The sequence below is a fragment of the Streptomyces sp. NPDC008086 genome (genome assembly GCF_042957325.1).
Taxonomy (GTDB): Bacteria; Actinomycetota; Actinomycetes; order Streptomycetales; family Streptomycetaceae; genus Streptomyces.
The window spans coordinates 279,990-299,308 of the sequence record NZ_JBIBIA010000010.1; the positions used below are offsets into that span (position 1 = coordinate 279,990).

13 protein-coding genes are annotated in these 19,319 nt (G+C 72.8%); 9 read left to right on the top strand and 4 right to left on the bottom strand.

All coding sequences use genetic code 11. The features are described from left to right. Window positions 1–117: 117 nt before the first annotated feature. Both ACFZBP_RS33715 and ACFZBP_RS33720 read right to left on the bottom strand, forming a co-directional pair. On the bottom strand, window positions 118–1,167 hold the full coding sequence (locus ACFZBP_RS33715; protein ID WP_391418805.1) for a helix-turn-helix transcriptional regulator: 1,050 nt from the start codon (window positions 1,165–1,167) through the stop codon (window positions 118–120). Between the two features lies 1 nt (window position 1,168). Continuing rightward, window positions 1,169–2,173 carry a DUF4097 family beta strand repeat-containing protein gene (locus ACFZBP_RS33720; protein WP_391418806.1) on the bottom strand — a complete coding sequence of 335 codons (1,005 nt, stop codon included), beginning with the start codon at window positions 2,171–2,173 and terminating at the stop codon, window positions 1,169–1,171. Between the two features lie 172 nt (window positions 2,174–2,345). Here ACFZBP_RS33720 and ACFZBP_RS33725 point away from each other — a divergent pair, with 172 nt between their 5' ends. The 9 genes from ACFZBP_RS33725 to fxsT all read left to right on the top strand — a co-directional run bounded on the left by ACFZBP_RS33725 (window position 2,346) and on the right by fxsT (window position 14,764). Then, a complete protein-coding gene (locus ACFZBP_RS33725) occupies window positions 2,346–3,191 on the top strand; it encodes a hypothetical protein (protein WP_391418809.1) in 846 nt (281 codons plus the stop codon). Between the two features lie 83 nt (window positions 3,192–3,274). After that, window positions 3,275–3,454 carry a DUF6104 family protein gene (locus tag ACFZBP_RS33730; RefSeq protein WP_003992906.1) on the top strand — a complete coding sequence of 60 codons (180 nt, stop codon included), beginning with the start codon at window positions 3,275–3,277 and terminating at the stop codon, window positions 3,452–3,454. Window positions 3,455–3,629: 175 nt separating this feature from the next. After that, window positions 3,630–3,986, top strand: a complete 357-nt coding sequence (locus ACFZBP_RS33735) for a CU044_2847 family protein (RefSeq protein WP_391418811.1) — start codon at window positions 3,630–3,632, stop codon at window positions 3,984–3,986. Next, window positions 3,983–5,935 carry a trypsin-like peptidase domain-containing protein gene (locus ACFZBP_RS33740; RefSeq protein ID WP_391418814.1) on the top strand — a complete coding sequence of 651 codons (1,953 nt, stop codon included), beginning with the start codon at window positions 3,983–3,985 and terminating at the stop codon, window positions 5,933–5,935. Before ACFZBP_RS33735 ends, ACFZBP_RS33740 begins: the two co-directional genes overlap by 4 nt. 136 nt (window positions 5,936–6,071) lie before the next feature. Further along, window positions 6,072–7,070: an AAA family ATPase gene (locus ACFZBP_RS33745; RefSeq protein WP_383451817.1), complete on the top strand. Its 999-nt coding sequence runs from the start codon at window positions 6,072–6,074 to the stop codon at window positions 7,068–7,070. Between the two features lie 2 nt (window positions 7,071–7,072). Then, a complete protein-coding gene (locus ACFZBP_RS33750; protein WP_391418817.1) occupies window positions 7,073–10,357 on the top strand; it encodes an SAV_2336 N-terminal domain-related protein in 3,285 nt (1,094 codons plus the stop codon). Next, window positions 10,354–10,506: a hypothetical protein gene (locus tag ACFZBP_RS33755; RefSeq protein WP_391418820.1), complete on the top strand. Its 153-nt coding sequence runs from the start codon at window positions 10,354–10,356 to the stop codon at window positions 10,504–10,506. Before ACFZBP_RS33750 ends, ACFZBP_RS33755 begins: the two co-directional genes overlap by 4 nt. Next, complete coding sequence (locus ACFZBP_RS33760; protein WP_391418822.1) at window positions 10,503–11,702, top strand: FxsB family cyclophane-forming radical SAM/SPASM peptide maturase; 1,200 nt, start codon at window positions 10,503–10,505, stop codon at window positions 11,700–11,702. The genes ACFZBP_RS33755 and ACFZBP_RS33760 overlap by 4 nt, the downstream gene beginning before the upstream one ends. 101 nt (window positions 11,703–11,803) lie before the next feature. Next, entirely contained in the window at window positions 11,804–14,764 is a 2,961-nt protein-coding gene (gene fxsT, locus ACFZBP_RS33765; protein WP_391418825.1) for an FxSxx-COOH system tetratricopeptide repeat protein, read from the top strand. On the opposite strand, the gene ACFZBP_RS33770 is transcribed toward fxsT, so the two are convergent. Then, window positions 14,752–15,345, bottom strand: a complete 594-nt coding sequence (locus tag ACFZBP_RS33770; protein WP_391418827.1) for a hypothetical protein — start codon at window positions 15,343–15,345, stop codon at window positions 14,752–14,754. The two genes, fxsT and ACFZBP_RS33770, sit on opposite strands and share 13 nt — an antisense overlap. A gap of 86 nt (window positions 15,346–15,431) precedes the next feature. Further along, on the bottom strand, window positions 15,432–19,211 hold the full coding sequence (locus ACFZBP_RS33775) for a multifunctional oxoglutarate decarboxylase/oxoglutarate dehydrogenase thiamine pyrophosphate-binding subunit/dihydrolipoyllysine-residue succinyltransferase subunit (RefSeq protein ID WP_391418829.1): 3,780 nt from the start codon (window positions 19,209–19,211) through the stop codon (window positions 15,432–15,434). Window positions 19,212–19,319: the final 108 nt, after the last annotated feature.

Genomic DNA, 19,319 nt, shown 5'->3' on the forward strand with positions numbered 1-19,319 from the left:
TGGGGGCTGGCTGGGTGTCGTGGGGGGGCGGGGCGTGGGGGGGGGGGGGGGGCCCCCCCCCGGGGGGGGGGGGGGGGGGGGGGGGGGGGGCCCCCCCCACTGGCGTGGGAGGCGGGGTTATGACTTCGGTGTGCGCAGCAGGGCTCCGATGTGGGCCGCCGCTGTCGACAGGTGGCGGCGGGCGTCTCGGAGTTGGTCCGGGGTGACGCCGTGGTCCCTTGCCGCGTCACGGATGTCGTCGCGGAAGCGGTCGAGCAGGCGGTCCAGGTCGCGGGTGGGGTCGTCGGTGGGGGGCTCGTGGGCCCAGCTGGGCTCGTAGTCGGCGGGGAAGTCCTCTGGGGTGTCCGAGTAGTCGGGGTGGTGCTGGGGTGGCCTGGGGGCGTCCTGGCGGCCGAAGCCGAAGTCGCGGCCGAACTCCTTGCCGTAGTCCTTGCCGAATTCGCCGAACTCCTTGGCCAGTTCCGTCAGGCCCTCCCGTAGGCCCGTCGGCCAGTCGCCGCGGACGAAGTGGTCCTGCACGTGTTCCTGGACCCGGCGGGCGATGCGCTGGACCTCTTCCTGGGCCTCCGTGCGGGCGCGGTCCTGGGCCTCCTTGGCCTGGCGTCGGGCACGCTGGGCCTCCTCGCGGGCGCGGCGGCTCTCGTCCTTGGCGCGCCGGGCCTGTTCCTTCCACTCCTGCTTGGCGCGGCGCATCTCCTCCTTGGCGGCGCGCCAAGCCTCCTTGTCGGTGTAGTCGGACAGGTCGGAGAACGGGGCGTCCGGCCGGGGGCCGTTGCCCTGGCGGGCCTCGGAGGCGGCCGCTCGCATCTCGCGGCGCAGGTCGCCCGCCGCGCCGCGTACGTCGGCCCGGATCTCGGCGGCCAGTTCGGCGACCGACTCCCTGATCTCCAGTTCCAGGTCGGCCAGTTCGCCGGAGCGGTCGGCCAGTTCGGCGCGGCCGGCGTCCGTGATGGCGTAGACCTTGCGGCCGCCCTCGGTGGTGTGGGTGACCAGGCCCTCGGCCTCCAGCTTGGCGAGGCGGGGGTAGACGGTGCCGGCCGACGGGGCGTACAGACCCTGGAAGCGCTCTTCGAGGAGGCGGATCACCTCGTAGCCGTGGCGCGGGGCCTCGTCCAGCAGCTTCAGCAGATAGAGGCGGAGGCGGCCGTGGGCGAAGACGGGAGGCATGTCAGAGCACCTTCTTGTCGGTCGTGCCGTCGGCCGGGGCGTGGGGTGCGAACCGGGGTGGGGTGTCCATCGCGTCGGTGTCCTGGCCGGAGACGGAATTGTCCCCCGAGGCATGGTGCGGGTGCGGCAGCGGGTCGGTCGTGGGGTCCGCGGCAGGCGGCTCGGCGTCCTCCCGGGCCTCCGTCTCCCAGGTCTCGTCCTCCCTCGGCGGGCGGCGCAGCAGGGCGATCGAACCGGAGACCGTCGTCGCCCGGAGCTTGCCGGTGCCGGCGCCCAGGCGGCCGGTGATCTTGTGCGCGCCCCACTGGCCGTGCACCCGCAGGCCCTCGAAGGCGTTGGAGATCCTGCCGCTCGCGGTGTTGGCCTCGACGTCCGCGTCCGCCGGGGCCGGCAGGCGGATGGCGATCTCGCCCGAGACGCTGGTCAGCCGGACGTCGGTCGGGCCCTCAGGGTCGAGGTCGACGATCATGGAGCCGCTGACCGAGTCGGCCTTCACGGAGGAGCCGGAGCCCTCGACGACCGTGAGGTCGCCCGAGACGGAGTTGAAGCGGAGGTCGCCAGTGACGGCCTGGGCCTCCAGGTTCCCGGAGACGGTGTCGGCGCGGACCGGGCCGGACAGGCCGACGAGTGTCGTGTCACCGGTGACGCCCTTGACGACCGACGGGCCGTGGATCCCGGAGACCACCGCACCGGCGCCGACCACACCCACCTCGACGCGGGTGCCGGCGGGCACCGCCAGGGAGACCACCGCGCTGCGCCGCCAGCCCTTGCGGTCGAGCCATTTGAGGAAGCCCTTCCAGGGCAGGTCCTCGTACGCCACCGTCAGGGTGCCGTCCTGCTGGGTGACGATCAGGGGCGGGCCCTCGATCTCGGAGACCTCCAGGCGGGCGGAACCTTCGTCCGTCCCCACGACGTTCACCGTTCCGTTGACGACGCGCACCTGGAGCTCGCTCACCGGCTCGTCGAAGGTGAGCTTCCCGGGCTCTGCTACGGACCACTCGGACATGGTGCGGACCTCCTGGGCGACCGGACGCGGCCGCACGGGCCGGATCGGAAACGCGACACGCCATATCGCGTCTTACGAGAAACACGATATATCGCGGTGAGGGAAAGTCAAGGCACTCGTTCTGGTGATCACAAATCTCGTGATGCGGACAAAGCGGCCTAGCGTGTCTGTCATGTCGACGGAACAGTTCAGGACCGCCCGCCAGGCCCGCCCCGCCCCGGGCGCCCTGCTGCTCTGCCGCGCGGAGCCCGAGTCCGTCGCCCCCGCCGCCCGGCTGCTGCGCGAGGACATGCTGCTCGCGTCGGCCGGCGGGGAGTGGAGCGTGCTCGTTCCCGAGGGCCGGCCGTGGCTCGGGGGCGGCGAACCCGTCGACCGCGTCCTCACCGGCTGGGCCACCGCCCTCGCCGTCGGCTCCCCCTGGCCGGTCCTCGCCCTGTGGTGGGACGCCGACCGCGCCGGATACACCCTGGCCTCAGGCTTCCGCCGCCCCGTCGGCTACGTCTGGCTCGCCAACGGCACCCCGGCCGGCGAGGACGAGGCCATGCGCACCTTCGCCGGGCGGCTCGGCCTCGACCCCGTCCTGGACATGCAGTCCCTGGAGGCGCTGACGCGCCCCGACTCCGCGGCCGACGCACGGGCGCGCATGCGTGGCCTGATCGCCGTCCTCACGCGCGCGGGCCTGTCCCTGCCCGTCGGCCTCGCCCCCGGCGAGGACGCCGACAGCCTCCAGAGCGCCGCCCGCGACCAGCCGCACATCCGCCTGGTCGAGTGGTCGGGCTGGCGGCACGCCCTGCGCGCCGAACTCGACGCCGTCGAGGGCCGCCACCTCGGCCCCTGGCTGCCCTGGGTCGGCGGTCCCCGCTCACCCGCCCTCGCCCTGGCCCAGGTCGCGGCCGGTGTGCCTCTCGTGGCCTGGGGGCTGCGGCGGCGCAGTGGTGGCTGGATCGCGGCGGGGGCGGTGCTGCTGGCGCACGGTGCGCTGGGGCTGGCGTACGGCGTCACGCACGTGCCCGACTGACGCCGGGGAAGATCCGGTCCGGCGCGGCATACCCTGAGGGTGTAGGTCCCCAGGGCTTGTCCCGTCAGTATCAGGAGCAAGAGTTGTACTTCACCGACCGTGGCATCGAGGAACTGGAGAAGCGGCGCGGCGAGGAGGAGGTCACCTTCGAGTGGCTCGCCGAGCAGCTGCGGACCTTCGTCGATCTCAACCCGGACTTCGAGGTGCCGGTGGAGCGCCTGGCGACGTGGCTGGCCCGTCTGGACGACGAGGACGACGAGTAGGGCTCCCGTCATCTGCCGGCGTCCGCCCCGGCCGCCCCCGCGGCCGACACCCGCCTACTCCTGCGCACCGCCCGCATACTTCCGCAACCAACCTGGGTATTAGCCTCGTCGCTGTTCAAGTGGGCGCCGCCCGGGATCGGTTGACCGGGCGGCCCGGGCTCTTCGGGGGAGCGTTATGAGTCACATCCAGGATGTCGAACTGCCGGACGGCACGGTGATCACCGCGCGGATCGGCGCGGCCGACGCCTACGACGACCAGGAGGACGTCGGCTTCACCGAGGCCGCCGTCGCCAAGGTCGAACAGCTCCAGGAGCTGATCAAGGCCGTCGGCGGCACCGTGCTCGACGCGGCCCGGGCGGCCAGGCCGGACGAGGCCTCCATCACCTTCGGCGTGGAGCTGACCGCCAAGGAGGGCCTCGCGGTCGCGGTGCTCGCGCGCGGGGAGGCCAAGGCGTCCCTGGAGGTCACCCTCACCTGGCAGTTCGATCGCGGCGGCGCTGAGGAGGGCGACCGGAGAGCGGTCGGCGCATGAGCGAGCGGCACGACCGTCTCTTCGACCTGGTCAGGGCGGCCACCGTCCATCTGCTCCCGGCCGGCGGCAAGGACGGCCCCCTGTGGGGCAGCGGCTTCTTCGTCGCGCCCGGCTGGGTGCTGACCGCCGCCCATGTGCTGCGCCAGCACCTCGCGGCGGACCGCACGGTCGCGTTCCGGGTGCGCGGCGAGGGCGTCGACGCCGAGGCCCGGCTCGCGGACTGGCTGATCACCGACCCGCGCAACCCCAAGGTCCCGCTGGCCGAGGACCTCGCCCTGGTCCGGCTGACCGGCGAGCACCCGCACGAGTGCGTGTGGCTCACCGACCGCGCCGCCCGCCACTCCGGCGCCCTGAAGGCATGCGGCTACTACCCCGGCCCGCCCGAGGCCCACTTCCGCATGGTGGACGCCGTGATCAACGGCCAGGAGGACACGCACGGGCTGATCATCAAGCCGGACATCGACCTCCAGAGCGGGATGTCCGGCGGACCGCTGCTCGACCCGGAGTCGGGAGCCGTCGTAGGCCTGATCAAGTCAAAGCGCAGGGACAAGGACGGCGGCAAGGCGGTGGCCATCGCCGCGCTGCGCCGCTTCGGGGAGACGTACCGCACGGTCATGGCCGCCCATGACCGCTGGCACGGCGAGGAGCCGGTGTCGGACAGGGGGGACAACTGGGTCGACCTCCAGGGCGGTCCGGCGGACGGCCAGGGCGCCGCCTGGACGCCTCGAGACCGGCGTCAGGCGCTCGCCCTGCTGGCCGAACTGCCGCCCCCACCCGACGAACCCACCGTCCACGTCATCGCCAGGGAGGCGCGCAGCGGCAACAAGTGGCCCGGTGCCACACCCGAGCTGCGGACCTGGCGCGACGGCCACGGCCTGCTCTACGCGGGCAGCGCCCCGCTCGACCCGCTCACCTTCCTGCGCTACCTCAGGCTCGTCGAGGCCCACGCACGCGCGCGTGACGCCGCGAACCCCGCCCTCGCCGACTGGATCACCAGGCGGCTGCGCCGGGACCCCCGCAAGGACCTGCACGCCCTGGCCCGCAACGTCGCCCTCCCCGACGAACTCCTGCCACCCCCCGACGACCACGGCCCGGAACGCGTGGTGATCTCCTATCCCGGCCCCGGCGAGGGCCCCGTCGTGGCCCTGCTGCTGGACCCGGTGATCAGCGCGCAGCCCGTCCGGTTCTTCTGGCAGATCTGGTACGACGACGGCGACGGCCTGCCCGAACTCCACGAGGCCGACCCCTCCGTGCACGGCTGCCGGCCCGACGAACTCGTCCAGGCGCTGCGCGTCCCGCTGGGCGGACTGCTGGAGTCCAAGGACCGGGAGGGCCACCCGGTACCGCTCGAAGTCGGCCTGCCCGCCGAACACTTCGACACCGCCGTGCACCGCTGGCGGTTCGCGGACATCGCCGCGCTGAACGACCCCGGGCACCTGGGCGCACGCCGTCGCCTCGTGCTGCGCGCTCTCGAGCGCCGGGGATATCCGGACAACCTGTGGCTCGACCGCTGGCAGGGCATCACGGCCGGCCGGCGCTTCGAGGGCTGGCGCATGCCCCCGCCGGGCGCCGTGGACGCCACCGGCTACCACGCGGCCGAGCGCCACCGCATCCCCGTGATGTGCCGTCCGGCCGGACAGGGCACCGGCAATGTCGCGATGAAGCACGCGCTGCGCAGCGGCCATCCCGTGGCGCTCTGGCACACCGGCCCGCACCCCGAGCGCGGCGCCTGTCCGCCGGAGTGCGACACGCTCCACGCGCGCGTGGAGAAGTTCCTCGAGACGCTCGGCTCGCTCGCCGAACTCCCCGACCGGCTGCGGCACGTACGGCAGGACATCAGCGAGCAACGGCCCGACAGCGCCTGGGCCGAACCGCTCGCCCTGCTCTACGACGACCCGCGCCGCCCGCTCCCGGCCGAGGAGACCGAAACCGTGGACGCACCGCTGTGAACAGCGCCGAGGCCTGGCCGAAATCCCCGGTGTACCACGGCAGTTCCGGGTATGTTTCCAAGGGCCCGCTGCGGGCGCACGACGCTCCCTTCGGCCAGGACGTGGACCACCACCGACCGTCGACGAGGAGCGCACCATGAGCGAGTGGTTCATCTACCGGGGCGTAGGGGAGCCGGATCCGGCCAGGGTCGACGCGCTGCCGGAACCACCGCCCTGGCGGAAGTTCGACGCCGCGCCCGTCGACTACGAGGTCCCGCAGCTCGACTCCGCCACCCACCGCAGGCTCGGCGAGCGCACCGTCCCGCTGCCCGTCCAGGACCCCGACGCCCTCGAACTCGTCAACGCAGCCCTCTATCTGCGGCGCCCGCTGCTCGTCACCGGCGAACCAGGTGTCGGCAAGTCGACACTCGCCCACTCCGTCGCCTACGAGCTCGACCTCGGCCGCGTCCTGGAGTGGCCGATCGTCAGCCGCAGCGAACTGCGCGACGGCCTCTACACCTACGACGCCATCGGCCGCCTCCAGGACGCCCAGCTGCCCGGCGAGGAAGGCGCTCAGGACATCGGCCGGTACATCAGGCTCGGCCCGCTCGGCACCGCGCTGCTCGCCGCCGACAAACCCCGGGTGCTGCTCATCGACGAGCTCGACAAGAGCGACATCGACCTGCCGAACGACCTGCTGAACGTCCTGGAGGAGGGCCGCTTCGCCATCCCCGAGCTGGAGCGCATCGCCGACCGGGACCCCGAGGTGCGGGTCCTCACCGACGACGGCCGCCGGGTCACGGTGACCGGCGGTCAGGTCCAGTGCCGTGCCTTCCCGTTCGTCGTCATGACCAGCAACCGCGAGCGGGAGTTCCCCGCCGCGCTGCTGCGCCGCTGCATCCCGCTCGACCTCAAGGCCCCGCGCGACGAAAGGCTCGCCGCCCTCGTCCAGGCCCACTTCGGACACGGCGCCTACGAGGCCAACCGCGACCTCGTCGACCAGTTCACCCAGTCCGAGGCGGACGGCGCGCTGCGCCCCACCGACCAGCTGCTCAACGCCATCTTCCTCGCCCAGCACGCCGCCCGGGAGGCGGACCGGCGCCGCGAGGAGATCTCGGAGCTGCTGATGCAGCCCCTCGACCGAGGGCCCCGGTAGCCATGCCGCCCCGCGCCCCCGACCTCCCGGCCGACGGCGTGAGCCCCGTGCTCACGGCGCTGGTCGCGCGTATGCGGGACGCGGGCATCCCACCCGGCGTCGAGGAACTGGCGGACGCCCTGTGGCTGGCCCGCTGGCTGCCGGCCTCCCCGGACCGGGCCGACAGGGCGAGGACGGCCCCCGCGCCCGGCCCGGAACCGTCGCCCGGCCCCGGCCCGCTGCCCCCGCTCCCGTCCCGGCCCCTCGGCACGACCGCCGAGGACGGTGAGGAGGGACAGCCCGACAGCGCCCGGCTGTTCGCGCCCGGTCCGGGCGGCGACGGCACCGACGTCCGCATGACCCCCGTCCGCGTCCCCGCCGCACCCGCCCTGCCCGAACCCCTCGCCCTGCAACGAGGGTTACGGCCGCTCCAGCGTTACCGGGCCCCCGTACGCCCCGTCCCGCGCACCCTCGACGAGCACGCCACCGCCGAGCGCGCCGCCGAGTCCGGCCTCGTCCTGCCCGTCCTGCGCACCGACCGGCGCCGCGAGGCCCGGCTGCTGCTCCTGATGGACGTCTCCACCTCGACGGTCGTGTGGCAGCAGGCCCTCGACGAACTGCGCCAGGTCTGCGCCCGCGCCGGCGCCTTCCGCGAGGTGCAGGTGCGCTATCTGCTCGAGGCGCCCGGCGGCCGGCCCGGCTGCGCGGCCGGCGCCGAACCCGGTGCCGCCCTGCACGCACCGGAGCAGCTCAGCGACCCCACCGGACGCCGGGTCACCCTGCTCCTCAGCGACTGCGCCGGGCCCATGTGGCGCAGCGGACAGGTGCAGCGGCTGCTGCACCGCTGGGCCACCACCGCGCCCGTGGCCGTCGTGCAGCCGTTGCCGCAGCGGATGTGGCTGCGCACCCATCTGCCCGCCCGGCGTGGGGTGTTGCACCGGCGCGAGGGTCCGGCCGGCTCGCTGCTGTTCCGGCCCGACAAGGAGCCGGTGGCCTTCGGCGCGCTGCCCGTGCCCGTGCTCGCCTTGCGGCGGGAGTCGGTGGAGGGCTGGGCGCGGCTGGTGTCCGGCGCGACGGGACAGTCGCTGTCCGCCGCGGCCGGCTGGGTGCGGGCCGACCACCCGGCGTCCGCGGCGCCAGTGAGGGCCGCGCAGGAACGCAGCGGAGCGGACCGCGTCCGTACGTTCTGGCGCCCGGCGTCGTCCGAGGCGCGCCGCCTCGCGGTGTACCTGTCCGCGGTGCCGCTGTACCTGCCGGTGATGCAGCTCGTCCAGCACGCCATGCTGGCCGGGAGCGGACCGGACGTGCTGTCCGAGGTGCTGCTCAGCGGGCTGCTGCGACGGCGCGAGGACGCGGACGATCCACGGGCCGTCCGCTACGACTTCCTGCCGGGGGTGGCCACCGAGCTGCGCTCCCGGCTGTCGGTCGACGAGGTGGAGCTGCTGTTCAAGCACTGCTCCGAGTACGTGGAACGGAAGTTCGGGCGCAGCGCGCGGAACTTCCCCGCGCTCGCGGGAGCGTTCCTGCGGGGCGCGGTGCCGCCGGGCGCGGCCCCGGAACAGCTCACGGGCCCGGACGAGCGGGAACCGGCCGGGCTGCGGGCGTTCGCCGAGGTGTCGGCCGAGGTGCTCAGGGACCTGGGGGCGCGGCTCCCCGCGGTCGCGGGCGCCACGGCGGGCGGGCAGAGCGCGACGGAACTGCTCGATCTGGGCCGGCGGGCGCTGGCCCGGTTCAACGGCGAAGGGCTCACCCGGGAACTCGACGCGGCGGTGGAGTACGCACGGCAGGCGGTCGCGGTCGCGGGCTCGGGCGGCGAACCGCTCACCGCCGCCGAGGAACTGGCCCAGGCGCTGCTCGCCCGGTGGCGGGTGCGGCGCGTCGGCGAGGACCTGCGGGAGGCGGGGGAGGTGCTCGACGGGCAGGACGTCACGATGCGCGGCCGGCTCGTCCTCGGGCTGGTGCACTGGGCCCAGGCGCAGGAGGTGCGGGGGAGCGGCGCCGAGTTCGACGGGATCCCGGAGAGCCTGCGGGCGTGGGCGCGCGACGAGCCGGGGCTGGCGCGGGAGCACGCGCTGGCCGTGCTGCTGTATCTGGCCGACGACAGCCTCGGAGCGGTCCTGGCCGACGAGGACGCGGGGGCGGCGGCACGGGAGCGCAGGGCGGCCGCGGCGGAGGCGTTGACGGGTGTGCGGCGGCTGGTGGCGGCGTCGGGGCCGGGAATCCGGGGCGAGGACGAGCCCGCCCTCGCAGCCGACGACTGGCCTGTGCTGCATCTGCACCGGGCCGTCGACGCGGCGAGCGTGTGGTTCGAGCTGTCCGGCTCCGCGCCCGCCCTGGCCGCCCGGGGCAGGCTGTGGCTCGACCTGGCCCGACGGCACGAGGGACATGCCGAGGTCGCCGCCGACGCGGCCACCAGCGCCGCCGAGGACCTCATGGAGGCGGTCCGCGACGAGACCGCCCTGCCGGCCGCCGACCGCTGCCGGATCTGGCTGGACGTGGCAGCCGCCGTGGAGATCCCGCCGACCGGGCGCGAGGAGAGCCTGCTGCTGTACGCCGTGGAGCAGGCCGAGCGAGCCGCGGGTGACGACCCGGAGCTCAGGTTCGAGTGCCTGCTGCGGGCCGGGCGGATATACCGCGACCGCCACGACCAGACCGGAGGGCTGATCGAGCTGAACCGCGCCATCGAGGCATGGGAGCAGGCGGTGCGGCTGCTCGGTGAGGACGACCGGCGACGACCGCGGACGCTGGCCGACCTCGGCCGGGCCCTGTACGTCCGGTTCGGCCTCAGAGGAGAGCCCGAGGACATCGCCGGAAGCGTCGACCATCTGCGCCGGGCGGTCGAGGAGTGCCTGCCGGACGACCCCCAGCTTCCGTGGCTGCGCCGGAGCCTGGGACGCGCCTACTACCGGCGTTACCTCCTGACCGGTGTGCTGACCGACCTGTACGAGGCCGACTGGCTGTTCGCGGAGGCCGCCCGTGGTTCCGAGCACCCGTGGCTGCTCGCCCAGTGCCGGATCAGCCGCGGCAACGTGGCCCGGCTGCGCTACGAGCGCACGGCGGCCGTCGCCGACCTGCACAAGGCCGTCGACTTCTTCAGCCAGGCCGTCGAGATCGCCGAGGAGGCGGGCGAGGTGGAGCTGGTGGCCGCCGCCCTCACCGAACGGGGCCGGGCACGCGCTGCGATGGGCCGGGCCTACGAGGCCCGTACCGACTACGACCGTGCCCTCGGCCTGACGGACGACCGCGACCGTATCCGTCTCCTGCGCGCGCTCGTCTCCCGTCCGTCCCCCGAAACGGCCGCCGAGTGACCTTCCCCGTCGACGACACCCACATACCCCTCCCGGAGATCGCACCCCCCGACCAGACCGACCACCCGGTACTGGCCGCGATCCTCGCCGAGCTCCGCGACCGGGAGCAGGACGCCCTCGTCGTCGCCCACTACGAAGACGCGCCATGACGACCCACCCGCACCCGCCCTGGCCGTACGCCCTCCTCGACACCACGGCCCACCGGCCCGTCCCCTTCCGGCAGTTCGTGCTCAAGGTGCACGGTCGGTGCAACCTCGACTGCACCTACTGCTACCTCTACCAGGGCCCCGACCACGGCTGGCGCGACCGGCCGGCGCGAACCGCCGAGCGCACCATGCGCCGCGCCGCGGACCGCATCGCCGAGCACGTCCGCGACCACCGCCTCGACGCCATCCGTATCGAACTGCACGGCGGCGAACCCCTCCTCACCGGCCCCGACCCCGTCCTCGCCTACGCCGACGCGGTACGCGCGGCCGTCGACTGCCGGGTCACCGCCACCGTCCAGACCAACGGCACCCGGCTGACGGCGGGCGCCCTCGACCGCCTCGCCGACGCCGGCATCCGGGTCGGCCTCAGCCTCGACGGCGGAAACGCCGCGCACAACGCCCGCCGGGTCGACCACGCCGGACGCCCCGCCTGGCCGGCCGCCCGCGCGGCGGCCGAGCGGCTCGCGGCACGACCGCGGGCGTACGCCGGAATCCTCTGCACGATCGACCTGGCCACCGACCCCCTGGACGTCTACCGCTCACTGCTCGCCCTGCGTCCGCCCGGGGTCGACTTCCTCCTCCCGCACGCCAACTGGGACCGGCCGCCGCCCGGCATCCCCGGCCGGACCCCGGGCCGGCACCGCCCCACCCCCACGCCGTACGGCGACTGGCTCGCCGCCGTCTTCGACGCCTGGTGGGACGAGGGGCGGCTCAGCACGCGCATCCGGCTGTTCCAGGAGATCGCCGGGCTGCTGCTCGGCTCGCCCAGCCGCGCCGAGGCCGTGGGGCTGTCACCGATGGCGGCCGTCGTGGTGGAGACCGACGGCGCCATCGAGCAGGTCGACTCGCTCAGATCGGCGTACGAGGGAGCCTCGGAGACCGGGCTCGACGTCTTCCGGCACTCCTTCGACCAGGCCCTGCGCCACCCCGGTGTCGCCGCACGCCAGCTGGGGGAGCGGGCGCTCGCCGAGGAGTGCCTGGGCTGCCCCGTGGGGAAGGTGTGCGGGGGCGGGAACTACGTGCACCGCTACGCTGCCGGGACCGGGTTCCGGCACCCCAGTGTCTACTGCGCCGATCTGGAACGGCTCGTCCGGCACATCGCGCACCGGCTCGAGCGGACGTCACGCGCGGCTCGGTGACTGGAACAATGCTCAACTCATTACCTCTGGCACCGATTTGACGCACAATTGAATGACCTGTGCACGGACGTGACCAGGTTCAGTCGAGGGGGAACGGCGAGATGGCGGCGGAACTCGGACACGTCACGGTGGTCTTCGCCGGACAGAGCGAGTCCTGGGCCAAGTGGATCGACCACCAGATCCGGGCCGCGGGACGGGGCACCACGCTGATCAGGTGGAACCCGCTGCGCCGACCGCCCACCGCCGAGGCCTTCACCAGCCTGCTCAGCGCACCCGGGCGCGTCCTGCTGGTGATCGACGACTGGCACGAACGGCTGGGCAGCGAGCGGTTCGAGGCCTGGGCCGAGGCGCTGCGCCAGGTCCTGCCGATCTACCAGGACCGGATCGCCGCCGTCAGCATCACCGCCCGCCCCATGCCCGAGGCCGTCATCGCCCTCGCCCCCGTCGAACTGCGCGGACTGCGCCCCGAGGTGGCGCGCGGCCGGGTCCTGGAATGCGCCGGCATACCCGCCCCCGGCGTCCTGATCGACCTGCGCCGAGGCCCCCGCTTCCCCGACGACCCGCCGGACATCTGGCACGTCCCGCGCCGCAACCTCCGCTTCGTCGGCCGCACCGAACTGCTCGAGAAGGTCTACGGCGCCCTCTCCGCCGCCGGACCCACCGGCGCCGCCGTGGCGCTGCTGGGCCCCGGCGGCTTCGGCAAGACCCAGCTGGCCCTGGAGTACGTCCACCGGTTCGCCGGCGAGTACGACATCGTCTGGTGGATCAACGCCGCCCAACGCGTCACCGCCCGCCAGCAGTTCGCCGACCTCGCCGCCGCCCTGGACCTGCGCGACTCCGGCGACCTCGCGAACACCATCACCGCCGTCCGCCGGGAACTCGACCGCACCGCCCGGCCCTGGCTGCTCGTCCTGGACGGCGCAGGCGACCCGGAGCGGCTGATCGACCTGGTGCCCGAAGGACGCGGCCACATCCTCGTCACCACCCACCGCAGCGAGTGGGGCGCCCACGCCAAGAACATCGCCGTACCCGTCTTCGAACGCCGTGAGAGCGTCGCCTTCGCCGGGCGCCGCACCGAGCGCCTCAGCGACCTCCAGGCCGAGCGGCTCGCCGAGGCCGTGGAGGACATGCCGCTGCTGCTCGACCAGACGGCCGCCTGGCTCGACATCAACCCGACCGTGCCGGTCGACGACTACATCCGGGACATCCGCGACGGCCGCCCCGACCGCTTCGGCGTCATGGCCTCCGGCCACTACCCGGAGAGCTTCGAGGTCGCCTGGGCGAAACTCGTCAACACCCTGCGCGACGGCTCGGAATCCGCCTGGCAGCTGCTCAACCTGCTGGTCTGCTTCTCCCACGACGTGGTGCCGGTACGGCTGCTGCAGACCGCACGGCACGGCGACCTGCCCGCCGAACTGGACGAGCTGATCGCCGAGCCCAGCAGCTGGAACACCGCGCTGCGCCGGCTCTCCGAGATCACCTCCATGCGGATCGAGTACGAGGCCGGGCCGCGCATGGACACCCAGACCGTCGGCACGCTGCGGATGCACCGCCTCTTCCACCGCTTCGTACGGTCCATCCAGTCACCGGCCGACGCCGAGCGCTACTCGGCCGCCGCCCGCAGGGTCCTCGTCTCCGCCGACCCCCGCGACTCCTCCTCGGCCGGCAACTGGGCCCGCTACGCCGCCCTCATCCCGCACCTGGAACCCTCCGGGGCCCTGCGATCGGCCGACGACGCCGCCCGCGAACTGGTCCTCAACTGCATCGAGTACCTGCGGATGCGCGGCGAGTACCACGACGGCTGGTGGCTCAGCCGCCAGGCCGTGGAGCACTGGCGGGGCACCTCGGGTGACACCGACCGCTCGGTGCTCATCGCCGTCCACCAACTCGCCAACATGCTGCGCCGGCTGGGCAGGTACACGGAGGCGGAGACCGTGGGCCGCGAGATCCTCGGCCGGCTCGAACGCTCCGACGACGTCCGGCCCATCGAGGTGATCCGCGCCAAGGACGGCCTCGGCGGCACCCTGATGGCGCTCGGCCGCTACCCGGAGGCCCGCGCCCTGTTCGACGAGGCCGCCGCGAGCGCCGCGGCCGAACTCGGCGGCGAGCAGGTGCCGCGCACCCTCGCCATCCGCAGCAACCTCGCCGTCGCCCTCGGCCTCCAGGGCCACTACACCGAGTCCCTCGCCCTGCACCGCAAGATCTACGAGGCCCGCCTGGACCTGCTCGGCGAGCGCGACGCCCTCACCCTCAACTCCTCGCTGCGCACCGCCTGGATGCTGCGGCTGCTCGGCAGCTACCGCGAGGCGCTGACCATCCAGGGCCACAACTCGCGGGTCCACAGCCAGGTCCTGGACCGCACCCACAGCCAGACCCTGCTCGCCGAGCACAACCTCGCGCTGTGCGCCCGCCGCGTCGGAGACCTCCAGTTCGCCCACGCCATGCTGCGCGGCGTGCGCGAGAAGCTGATCCGCCGCCGTGGCCCCGTGCACCCCGAGACGCTGATGGCGTCCTGCGACTACGCGATGCTGCTGCGCGACCTGGAGCTCACGGAGGAGGCCAGGGGCCTGGCCGAGGCCACCGCCACCCAGTACGCCGCCCAGCTCGGCGAGCGCCACCCGTACGCCATCGGTGCGCGGGACAACGTCGCCACCGTCATGCGGGACATGGGCGAGCACCGGGCCGCGCTCGCACTCTCCCGGCAGACCACGTCCCAGATGCGGCGTGCGGTGGGCCGGGACCACCCCTGGGCCATCGGCTGCGCGAAGAACGAGGTCGCCGCGCTGGCCGGCGTAGGAGAGATCGAGGCCGCGGCGGCGCTGGGCCGGGAGACCGCCGAGCGTTCCGCGCGGGTCCTCGGCGACGCGCACGTGCTCACCATCAGCCTGCGGGCCGGTCTCGCACTGGACCTGGCCGAGATCGGCGAGCGGGAGGAGTCCGAGGCGCTGCACCGGGACACCGTGGCCCGGCTGACCTCACGGCTCGGCGCCGACCACCCGCAGACCCGGCACATCCTCGAACGGCAGCGGCCGTACTGGGACTTCGAGCCTCAGCCGATCTGACCGGTGGGCGGAAGGTACCGCTGCCGCCCCATGCGATCGGTCACCAGAGTGAGCCCGGCGGCCTCCAGTCGGGCGGCGGTCCTGGCGGTGTAGCGCCGGCCGTAGAAGGCGAGGCCGGCGACGAAAGCCATCAGCAAGGCCCAGATGCCTACGCCGACGCCTATGCCGATCTTGATCGCGGGAGCCACGCTCAGGATGCTGAACGCCAACACCGCGATCGCGATCTTCTGCTTCTCGGTGAGCTGGCCGGCAAGGTCGAAGGAGATCCGGGCCTTGAGCAGCGCGACCGCGTCGGCGTCCAGCGGCGGCAGCGCGCCCCCGTCGGCGGCGTCCGGGTACCGCGCCCAGTTCTCCGCGGCCCGCGCCCGGCCCTGTGGGCTCGGGTCGGGCACGATCTGGATCTGGACCTTCTGTCCGTCCGGCCCGGCGCCCTGCCCCGCGTCCGCGTACCGGTACCCGAACTGCTCGGCGTAGAAGGCGAGCCGGGCGAGCGCCCCGAGGGACCCGAGGGCGGTCGTGGCCCTGACGGGCTCCCCGCTGCCCATCCGGCGCAGCATCTTCTTCGTGTGTCGCTTGGCCATGAAGACCCCCCTGTCAGTCAGGAAGGGCCCGGCGCCGAGTGGGAACTCGGCACCGGGCCCTGTGCGTCGGCTGAACCGCCGGAGGCTTACGCCTCGAACACCTCACGCACCAGCTGCTCCTGCTCGGCCTGGTGCCGCTTGGCGGAACCGACGGCCGGGGACGAGCCGTGCGGACGCGAGATGCGACGCAGGCGCTCGCCGTGCGGGACCTCGGCGCCGACCGCCAGGTCCAGGTGGTCGATCAGGTTGAGCGCGATGAACGGCCAGGCACCCTGGTTCGCCGGCTCCTCCTGGGCCCACAGGTACTTCTCGGCGTTCGGGTACTTGGCGATCTCGGCCTGGAGCTCGGCACCCGGCAGCGGGTACAGGCGCTCGATGCGGATGATCGCCGTGTCCGTGACGCCGCGCTTCTTCCGCTCGGCCTCGAGGTCGTAGTAGACCTTGCCGGCGCAGAAGACGACCTTCTTGACGGCGGCCGGGTCGACCGAGGAGTCGCCGATGACCGGCTGGAACTGTCCGTTGGTGAACTCCTCCGCCTTCGAGGCGGCGGCCTTGAGGCGCAGCATCGACTTCGGGGTGAAGACGACCAGCGGCTTGTGGTGCGGGTTGTGCACCTGCCACCGCAGGAGGTGGAAGTAGTTCGACGGCGAGGTCGGCATCGCGACCGTCATGTTGTTCTGCGCGCAGAGCTGCAGGAACCGCTCCGGGCGGGCCGAGGAGTGGTCCGGGCCCTGGCCCTCGTAGCCGTGCGGCAGCAGCAGGACGACGCCGGACGTCTGGGCCCACTTCTGCTCGGCCGACGAGATGAACTCGTCCACGACCGTCTGGGCGCCGTTGACGAAGTCGCCGAACTGGGCCTCCCACATCACGAGCGCGTCCGGGCGGGCCAGCGAGTAGCCGTACTCGAAGCCCATGGCCGCGTACTCGGAGAGGAGGGAGTTGTACACGTTCAGCCGCGACTGGTCCTCGGAGAGGTACTGCAGCGGCGTGTACTCCTCGCCCGTCTCACGGTCGATGATGACCGCGTGGCGCTGGCCGAACGTACCGCGCTGCGAGTCCTGGCCGGCGAGCCGGACCGGGACGTTCTCCAGCAGGAGGGAGCCGATCGCGAGGGTCTCGCCCATGCCCCAGTCGATGGTGCCGTCCTCGACCATCGACGCCCGGCGCTGCAGCTGCGGAAGCAGCCGCGGGTGGACGGTGATGTGGTCGGGGATGTTGACCTGGGACTCGGCGATCCGCTTGACGATCTCCGAGGTCACCGCGGTGTTCACGGCGACCGGGAACTCGGCCTGCGGGTCCGAGGGCTCCGCGGCGGCCGGCTGCGAGGTGGCCTCGCGGACCTCCGTGAACACCTTCTCCAGCTGGCCCTGGTAGTCCTGCAGCGCCTGCTCGGCCTCTTCCAGGGTGATGTCGCCGCGACCGATGAGGGACTCGGTGTAGAGCTTGCGCACCGAGCGCTTCTTGTCGATCAGGTCGTACATCAGCGGCTGGGTGAAGGCCGGGTTGTCCGACTCGTTGTGACCGCGGCGGCGGTAGCAGATGAGGTCGATCACGACGTCCTTGTTGAACGCCTGGCGGAACTCGAAGGCCAGACGGGCAACGCGGACGACGGCCTCGGGGTCGTCGCCGTTCACGTGGAAGATCGGCGCCTCGATCATGCGGGCCACGTCGGTGGCGTACATCGAGGAGCGGGACGACTCGGGAGCCGCCGTGAAGCCGACCTGGTTGTTGATGACGATGTGGACCGTGCCGCCGGTGCGGTAGCCGCGCAGCTGCGACATGTTCAGGGTCTCGGCCACCACGCCCTGGCCCGCGAAGGCCGCGTCGCCGTGGATCGCCACCGGCAGGACGGTGAAGTCCGTGCCGCCCTTGTTGATGATGTCCTGCTTGGCGCGCGAGACGCCCTCCAGGACCGGGTCCACCGCCTCCAGGTGCGAGGGGTTCGCGACCAGGGAGACCTTGATCTGCTCGCCGTCGAGGCCGGTGAAGGTGCCTTCGGCGCCCAGGTGGTACTTCACGTCGCCGGAGCCGTGCATCGACTTCGGGTCGAGGTTGCCCTCGAACTCGCGGAAGATCTGGGCGTACGACTTGCCGACGATGTTCGCCAGGACGTTCAGCCGGCCGCGGTGGGCCATGCCGATGACGACCTCGTCGAGGCGCGACTCGGCGGCCGAGTCGATGACCGCGTCCAGCAGCGGGATGACGGACTCGCCGCCCTCCAGGGAGAAGCGCTTCTGGCCGACGTACTTCGTCTGCAGGAAGGTCTCGAAGGCCTCAGCGGCGTTCAGCCGGCGCAGGATGCGCAGCTGCTCCTCGCGCTCCGGCTTGGTGTGGGCGCGCTCGATGCGGTCCTGGATCCAGCGGCGCTGCTTCGGGTCCTGGATGTGCATGAACTCGACGCCGGTGGTGCGGCAGTACGAGTCGCGCAGCACACCGAGGATGTCGCGCAGCTTCATCAGGGACTTGCCCGCGAAGCCGCCGACGGCGAACTCGCGCTCCAGGTCCCACAGGGTGAGGCCGTGCTCGGTGATGTCCAGGTCGGGGTGCTTGCGCTGCTGGTACTCCAGCGGGTCGGTGTCGGCCATGACGTGGCCGCGGACCCGGTAGGAGTGGATCAGCTCGAAGACCCGGGCGGCCTTGGTGACGTCGTCGTCGTGGCTGGCGTCGATGTCCTTGAGCCAGCGGACCGGCTCGTAGGGGATGCGCAGGGCCTCGAAGATGTCGTCGTAGAAGCCGTTCTCGCCGAGGAGGAGGTTCGCGACGATCCGCAGGAACTCGCCGGAGGCGGCGCCCTGGATGACCCGGTGGTCGTAGGTCGACGTGAGCGTCATGACCTTCGAGATGCCGAGCTTGTTCAGGGTGTCCTGGGAGGTGCCCTGGAACTCCGCCGGGTAGTCCATGGAGCCGACGCCCATGATCACCGACTGGCCGGGCATCAGCCGCGGCACGGAGTGCACGGTGCCGAGGCCGCCGGGGTTGGTCAGGGAGACCGTCACACCGGTGAAGTCGTCCATGCCCAGCTTGCCGTCGCGGGCGCGGCGGACGATGTCCTCGTAGGCCTGCCAGAACTCGAAGAAGTTCAGCGTCTCGGCCTTCTTGATGCCCGCGACCACGAGCTGGCGGTCGCCGTTGGGCTTGACCAGGTCGATGGCGAGGCCGAAGTTGATGTGCTCCGGCTTGACCAGGGTCGGCTTGCCGTCCTTCTCCGCGAAGGAGTAGTTCATCGACGGCATGGCCTTGATGGCCTGCACCATCGCGTACCCGATGAGGTGCGTGAAGGAGATCTTCCCGCCCCGGGCGCGCTTGAGGTGGTTGTTGATGACGATGCGGTTGTCGAAGAGCAGCTTCACCGGGACCGCGCGCACGGACGTGGCCGTGGGCACCTCCAGCGAGGCGTTCATGTTCTTCGCGACCGCGGCGGCGGGGCCGCGCAGCGTCACGAGCTCGGGACCGTCGGCAGCGGCGGCGGGCTCGGCCTTCTTCGGCTGAGCGGGCTTCGCGGCCGGCGCCGGCGCGGCGGGCTTCGCGGCGGCCGGGGCCGGGGCGGGAGCCGCAGGCGCGGCGGCCGCCGGCTTCGGGGCCGCGGGAGCCGGCGCGGGGACCGACGGAGCGGCCGGAGCCGTGGTGGTGGTCTCTGCGGCCCCCGCGGCCGCAGTACCCGCCGGAGCCGAGGCGGCGGCCGCCCCAGGCTTGTAGTCGGCGAAGAAGTCCCACCAGGCTCGGTCCACCGAATTGGGGTCCTGGAGGTACTGCTGATAGATCTCGTCGACGAGCCACTCGTTCGGTCCGAACGCGGCCGCGGGGTTCTTCCCCGCTTGGTCTGCGTCGGTCGAGATGCTCGAGTTACTGGGGGACTGTGGCGACACGGCGGCAACCGCCCTCTTCCGCTTCACAAGGTGATGGACAGCGGGAATTAAGGCTACGCCTCCATGGCCGGGAAGGTCAGGCTGAGCAAGGTCATCGTCGTGTAAGTC

Bases quoted from the DNA above. Each gene is read 5' to 3' on its own strand.
- ACFZBP_RS33715 (WP_391418805.1), bottom strand. From the start codon at position 1,167: ATGCCTCCCGTCTTCGCCCACGGCCGCCTCCGCCTCTATCTGCTGAAG.
- ACFZBP_RS33720 (WP_391418806.1), bottom strand. From the start codon at position 2,173: ATGTCCGAGTGGTCCGTAGCAGAGCCCGGGAAGCTCACCTTCGACGAG.
- ACFZBP_RS33725 (WP_391418809.1), top strand. From the start codon at position 2,346: ATGTCGACGGAACAGTTCAGGACCGCCCGCCAGGCCCGCCCCGCCCCG.
- ACFZBP_RS33735 (WP_391418811.1), top strand. From the start codon at position 3,630: ATGAGTCACATCCAGGATGTCGAACTGCCGGACGGCACGGTGATCACC.
- ACFZBP_RS33740 (WP_391418814.1), top strand. From the start codon at position 3,983: ATGAGCGAGCGGCACGACCGTCTCTTCGACCTGGTCAGGGCGGCCACC.
- ACFZBP_RS33745 (WP_383451817.1), top strand. From the start codon at position 6,072: ATGAGCGAGTGGTTCATCTACCGGGGCGTAGGGGAGCCGGATCCGGCC.
- ACFZBP_RS33750 (WP_391418817.1), top strand. From the start codon at position 7,073: ATGCCGCCCCGCGCCCCCGACCTCCCGGCCGACGGCGTGAGCCCCGTG.
- ACFZBP_RS33760 (WP_391418822.1), top strand. From the start codon at position 10,503: ATGACGACCCACCCGCACCCGCCCTGGCCGTACGCCCTCCTCGACACC.
- fxsT (WP_391418825.1), top strand. From the start codon at position 11,804: ATGGCGGCGGAACTCGGACACGTCACGGTGGTCTTCGCCGGACAGAGC.
- ACFZBP_RS33770 (WP_391418827.1), bottom strand. From the start codon at position 15,345: ATGGCCAAGCGACACACGAAGAAGATGCTGCGCCGGATGGGCAGCGGG.